The organism is Streptomyces sp. W16 (genome assembly GCF_033194735.1).
GTDB lineage: Bacteria > Actinomycetota > Actinomycetes > Streptomycetales > Streptomycetaceae > Streptomyces.
Window position 1 is genome coordinate 1 of sequence record NZ_JAWOAI010000568.1, and the last position, 5,857, is coordinate 5,857.

At 69.1% G+C, this 5,857-nt stretch carries 5 protein-coding genes; 4 read left to right on the forward strand and 1 reads right to left on the reverse strand.

Annotation, left to right across the window (positions count from 1 at the left end; all coding sequences use genetic code 11):
• Positions 1–277: 277 nt before the first annotated feature.
• Together radA and disA are read left to right on the forward strand one after the other, a co-directional pair.
• Positions 278–1,687: a DNA repair protein RadA gene (radA, locus tag R6V09_RS43935; protein WP_317887086.1), complete on the forward strand. Its 1,410-nt coding sequence runs from the start codon at positions 278–280 to the stop codon at positions 1,685–1,687.
• 82 nt (positions 1,688–1,769) lie between these two features.
• Positions 1,770–2,894 (forward strand): DNA integrity scanning diadenylate cyclase DisA, encoded by a 1,125-nt coding sequence (gene disA / locus R6V09_RS43940; RefSeq protein WP_317887087.1) that lies wholly within the window; start codon positions 1,770–1,772, stop codon positions 2,892–2,894.
• A gap of 10 nt (positions 2,895–2,904) precedes the next feature.
• Here the strand turns inward: disA and R6V09_RS43945 are convergent, their stop codons facing one another.
• Entirely contained in the window at positions 2,905–3,720 is an 816-nt protein-coding gene (locus tag R6V09_RS43945) for a hypothetical protein (protein ID WP_317887088.1), read from the reverse strand.
• Between the two features lie 316 nt (positions 3,721–4,036).
• Between R6V09_RS43945 and R6V09_RS43950 the strand changes: the two genes are divergently transcribed.
• Both R6V09_RS43950 and R6V09_RS43955 read left to right on the forward strand, forming a co-directional pair.
• Positions 4,037–4,981, forward strand: coding sequence for an A/G-specific adenine glycosylase (locus R6V09_RS43950; RefSeq protein ID WP_317887089.1), 945 nt, complete (start codon positions 4,037–4,039; stop codon positions 4,979–4,981).
• A gap of 299 nt (positions 4,982–5,280) precedes the next feature.
• Positions 5,281–5,820 (forward strand): SigE family RNA polymerase sigma factor, encoded by a 540-nt coding sequence (locus tag R6V09_RS43955; RefSeq protein ID WP_019064956.1) that lies wholly within the window; start codon positions 5,281–5,283, stop codon positions 5,818–5,820.
• Positions 5,821–5,857 lie beyond the last annotated feature (37 nt).

A 5,857-nucleotide genomic window follows, 5' to 3' on the forward strand; every position in this document is an offset into this window, starting at 1 on the left:
GCAGCGCGGTCGCGCGCCTCCCGGTGCGCCCGGTGCGCGCCGGTGGTGCGGGTCGAGGTCTCCGGGCTGCTGCTCATCACCCGTGCGACCGTAGGCGGCGGGCGATACCCCCTTCCGCCCCCTTGAGCTCTTTTAATCCGTACGGGTGAAACGATCCCTCAATAGGGGACAGCAACCCCCGCTCCCGTGGCTCGATCCCGACTCCGTTGGCCGGATACCGAACCACACCCCTCCATCCCCCGACCGCGTTGTCAGTCCCGCCGGTTACGGTTCACGCATGGCTGCCCGTACGAAGACCACCAAGGACCGTCCGTCCTACCGCTGCACCGAGTGCGGCTGGCAGACGGCCAAGTGGCTCGGCCGCTGCTCCGAGTGCCAGGCATGGGGGACGGTCGAGGAGTACGGCGCGCCCGCCGTCCGTACGACGGCACCGGGCCGCGTCACCACCTCCGCGGTGCCCATCGGCCAGGTCGACGGCCGCCAGGCCACCGCCCGCTCGACCGGTGTGCCCGAGCTGGACCGGGTGCTCGGCGGCGGCCTGGTCCCCGGAGCGGTCGTGCTCGTCGCGGGCGAACCGGGCGTAGGAAAGTCAACCCTCCTCCTGGACGTGGCGGCCAAGGCGGCGAGCGACGAGCACCGCACGCTCTACGTCACAGGCGAGGAGTCGGCGAGCCAGGTCCGCCTGCGCGCAGACCGCATCAAGGCGATCGACGACAACCTCTACCTCGCCGCCGAGACCGATCTGGCCACGATCCTGGGCCACTTGGACGCGGTGAAGCCCGCCCTCCTCATCCTGGACTCCGTCCAGACGGTGGCCTCCCCGGAGATCGACGGCGCCCCCGGCGGCATGGCCCAGGTCCGCGAGGTCGCCGGCGCCCTGATCCGCGCCTCCAAGGAACGCGGCATGTCCACACTCCTCGTGGGCCATGTCACCAAGGACGGCGCGATCGCGGGCCCCCGCCTCCTGGAACACCTCGTGGACGTGGTCCTGTCCTTCGAGGGCGACCGCCACGCCCGCCTGCGCCTCGTACGGGGCGTCAAGAACCGCTACGGCACGACGGACGAGGTCGGCTGCTTCGAGCTGCACGACGAGGGCATCACGGGCCTGGCCGACCCGAGCGGCCTGTTCCTGACCCGCCGCGCGGAACCGGTCCCCGGCACCTGTCTCACCGTCACCCTGGAAGGCCGCCGCCCCTTGGTGGCCGAAGTCCAGGCGCTCACGGTCGACTCCCAGATCCCCTCCCCCAGGCGCACCACTTCAGGCCTGGAGACATCCCGCGTCTCGATGATGCTCGCGGTCCTGGAGCAACGCGGAAGAATCAGCGCCCTGGGCAAGCGGGACATCTACTCCGCGACCGTAGGCGGAGTAAAACTCTCCGAACCGGCGGCAGACCTGGCCATCGCCCTCGCCCTGGCCTCCGCGGCAAGCGACACCCCCCTCCCCAAGAACCTGGTCGCGATCGGCGAGGTGGGCCTCGCGGGCGAGGTCAGACGGGTCACGGGCGTCCAGCGCAGGCTCTCCGAAGCACACCGCCTGGGCTTCACCCACGCCCTGGTTCCGAGCGACCCGGGCAAGATCCCGCCCGGCATGAAGGTCCTCGAAGTCGCCGACATAGGAGACGCTCTCCGGGTCCTTCCACGCTCCCGTAAACGAGAGGCCCCACGGGACGACGAAGACCGCCGGTAGACTTTGCCCTGGTCTCGCCCGTCCGTACGAACCAACTGTGCGAAACGGCGGCGCCTGAAGAACCTGCGACCCGAGGAGTGCAGTGGCAGCCAACGACCGGGCGTCAGCTCCCGGAAAGTCCGGCGGGAGCTCCGGTGCCGAAGGGCTGATGCGCGCCTCACTGAGCGCCGTGGCACCCGGCACGGCCCTGCGCGACGGCCTGGAGCGAATTCTCCGCGGCAACACGGGCGGACTCATCGTGCTCGGCTCCGACAAGACCGTCGAAGCCATGTGCACAGGCGGTTTCATCCTGGACGTGGAGTTCACGGCCACCCGCCTACGCGAACTCTGCAAGCTGGACGGCGGCATCGTGGTGTCGTCCGACCTCTCCAAGATCCTCAGAGCGGGCGTCCAGCTGGTCCCCGACCCGACGATCCCCACAGAGGAAACAGGCACCCGCCACCGCACAGCGGACCGGGTGAGCAAACAGGTCGGCTTCCCAGTGGTCTCCGTCTCCCAGTCCATGCGCCTGATCGCCCTCTACGTGGACGGCCAGCGCCGCGTCCTGGAGGACTCGGCGGCGATCCTGTCCCGGGCCAACCAGGCCCTGGCCACCCTGGAGCGCTACAAGCTCCGCCTGGACGAAGTGGCGGGAACCCTCTCCGCCCTGGAGATCGAGGACCTGGTAACAGTCAGGGACGTCTCGGCGGTGGTCCAACGCCTCGAAATGGTCCGCCTGATCGCCAACGAAATCGCGGAGTACGTACTCGAACTGGGCACGGACGGCCGCCTCCTCTCCCTCCAACTCGAAGAGCTGATCGCGGGCGTGGACCCGGAACGCGAACTGGTAGTGCGCGACTACGTCCCCGAACCCACGGCCAAACGCTCCCGCACGGTGGACGAGGCACTGGCGGAACTCGACGCCCTCTCCCACGCCGAACTCCTCGAACTGCCCACCGTGGCCCGCGCCTTGGGCTACACCGGCTCCCCCGAGGCCCTCGACTCGGCGGTCTCCCCCCGAGGCTTCCGCCTCCTGGCCAAGGTCCCGCGCCTCCCCGGCGCGATCATCGACCGCCTGGTAGAGCACTTCGGCGGCCTCCAGAAGCTCCTGGCGGCAAGCGTCGACGACCTCCAGACAGTCGACGGCGTAGGCGAGGCAAGGGCAAGAAGCGTACGAGAGGGCCTCTCCCGCCTGGCGGAATCCTCAATCCTGGAACGCTACGTCTAGGAACTGACCGTCAGTCACTCGCCAAGACGAACGAGGTCTGCGCCTTGGCGAACCCGGAAGCAGCCGCCTCCACCAGATAGGTCCCCACACCGGCCGACCCGGCCGGAGGCGTCGCACACTCGGGCGCACTCGGCTTGCGATCCCACTTCAGCGTGTACGTGACACTCCCCCCGGCGGACACCCGGTAGTACACACTCCCGGAACCCTTCGGGCAGTCGGCGGAGGACCAGTAGTCGGCGGCACCCCCCGCCTCAGTGATCGTCAACACCGCACTCTTGGGCCCGAGATCAACCTTGCAGTCACTACTGGAAGAGTTCTTCGCGGTCAGCACAAAAGTAGGCGTCTGACCCGGCGAGTAAGAGTTGTGCAGACTCCGCAGACTCAACTGCACAGCACTGGCAGTGCAGTTGGGCAGAGTCGAATCAGCAGGAACCGTAGTCCCCGTACTACTCCCCCCGTTGGCCCCACCACCGGAACCACCATCCCCCGCCCCGGAGCCAGACCCACTACCGCCACCACTACTGCCATCACTCGCGCCACCGCTACTACCACTGCCACCACTACTACTGCCGCTGCTCGACTCGTCGCGACCGCCGGGGTGTTGACTGATCGCGGGCCCCGAACCGGACGGACCGGCAGTGATCGTGGGCGCAGGAGTCCGGCCGTTCTTGGCCCCATCCGCACCGTTCTTACTGCCCCCACCACCGGACGTGACGATCCAGGTGATCAGCAGCGCCAACAGGGCGACCACGGACACCATGAGGACCCTCCGTCGCCAATAGATGGAGGAGGGAAGCGGCCCGACCGGATTGCGCATAGATCCCACGGCTCAAACCTTACGAGACAACGGGGAGTTACCTCGCCCCACCCGCCGCCCCAGCCCCAACTTTTCCGGATCATCATCCCGGCAAGGGAGTTGAACGACGGCTCGCCACCCGCGTACGGCGCGAAGGTGACGTGTCGGGGGGTGTCCGCCCGCAGCGGTTGGCGCGTCAACACCCCCACTCTCTTGAGACACCGATTCCGCGCCGTTCCGAGGACGGACACCCCCCGACGCGGCACCGACCCACCACGACGAACCGGCGAACCACCCACGCACCCGCACCCGCCGACGGGCCCGCACATGGCAGGATCAAACGGCCATGACTGCGCCCACGAACCCCCCGCACACCACGTCCACCACTTCCACCACTTCCACCACCGGCGAGCACCTCCACGCTCCCGTCATCAACTGGTTCGAAGACAACGCCCGCGACCTCCCCTGGCGCCACCCCGACGCCGGCCCCTGGGCCGTGATGGTCAGCGAGTTCATGCTCCAGCAGACCCCGGTCAACCGAGTCCTCCCCGTATACGAACAGTGGCTCGCCCGCTGGCCCCGCCCCGCCGACCTCGCCCAGGACGCCCCCGGCGAAGCCGTCCGCGCCTGGGGCCGCCTCGGCTACCCCCGCCGCGCCCTCCGCCTGCACGGCGCCGCCACCGCCATAACGGAACGCCACGGCGGCGACGTCCCCACGGACCACGCCCAGCTCCTCGCACTCCCCGGCATCGGCGAGTACACGGCAGCCGCAGTCGCGTCCTTCGCCTACGGCCAACGCCACGCGGTCCTGGACACCAACGTCCGCCGAGTCTTCGCGCGCGCGGTCACCGGCACCCAGTACCCCCCGAACGCCACCACCGCCGCAGAACGCAAACTGGCCCGAGCCCTGCTCCCCCAGGACGACGACACCGCAGCCCGCTGGGCCGCAGCCTCCATGGAACTGGGCGCACTCGTCTGCACGGCAAAAAATGAAACATGCCACCGCTGCCCGATCACCGCCCAGTGCGCCTGGAACCTAGCGGGCAAGCCGGACCACGAGGGCCCGGCCCGCCGCGCCCAGACCTACGCAGGCACGGACCGCCAGGTACGCGGCAAACTCCTCGCCGTACTCCGCGAAGCGGCACCCGGCACCCCCGTCCCACAGTCGGCACTGGACCGCGTGTGGCACGAACCGGTACAGCGGGCCAGAGCCCTGGACGGCCTGGTGGCGGACGGCTTGGTGGAACCCCTCCAGAACGGCTTGTACCAACTCCCCGCAACCCGCACCTGACACACGGTCAATTCACAGCCTCTCGCCCCACCCCCGGCCACATCACAGCCCACACCCAGCCACCGCAACACTCCAGCAACGCCCAAACCGCCCCATACCCACCCCAAAAACCCCGCCCCCTTACCCAAGACCTACTTCCGTTACACAACCGACGGACAGCCGAGCGCTCCCCGCAGGCTGCTCCGCACAGTGCCGTGACAACCCCTCCGTAGCTTCATTCCTGTGCCGCAGACCGGCGGGACGCAGCAAAGGACAACCGGCAGCAGGCGGGCCGGAAACGGGGATGGAGGCGGTTGATCATGGCGCAGGGCGAGGTGCTCGAATTCGAGGAGTACGTCCGCACCCGACAGGACGCGCTGCTGCGCAGCGCCCGCCGGCTGGTGCCGGACCCGGTCGATGCCCAGGACCTGCTGCAGACCGCGCTGGTACGGACGTACGGCCGCTGGGAGACCATCGAGGACAAGCGCCTCGCGGACGCGTACCTGCGCCGCGTCATGATCAACACGCGGACCGAGTGGTGGCGGGCCCGCAAGCTCGAAGAGGTCCCCACCGAGCAGCTCCCGGACGCGAGCGTCGACGACGCGACCGAACAGCACGCGGACCGGGCGCTTCTTATGGACATCATGAAAGTTCTCGCTCCGAAACAGCGCAGTGTTGTCGTCCTGCGACACTGGGAGCAGATGTCCACCGAAGAGACGGCCGCGGCCCTGGGCATGTCGGCCGGTACGGTCAAGAGCACGCTGCACCGGGCGCTCGCCCGGCTCCGGGAGGAGCTGGAGGCCCGCGACCTGGACGCACGCGCGCTGGAGCGTGAGGAGCGGGAGCGTTGCGCGGCCTGAGCGACACCCCGGGGCCCAGCAGGGTCCGCGGCGGCTT

Bases quoted from the DNA above. Each gene is read 5' to 3' on its own strand.
- R6V09_RS43955 (WP_019064956.1), top strand. From the start codon at position 5,281: ATGGCGCAGGGCGAGGTGCTCGAATTCGAGGAGTACGTCCGCACCCGA.
- R6V09_RS43950 (WP_317887089.1), top strand. From the start codon at position 4,037: ATGACTGCGCCCACGAACCCCCCGCACACCACGTCCACCACTTCCACC.
- radA (WP_317887086.1), top strand. From the start codon at position 278: ATGGCTGCCCGTACGAAGACCACCAAGGACCGTCCGTCCTACCGCTGC.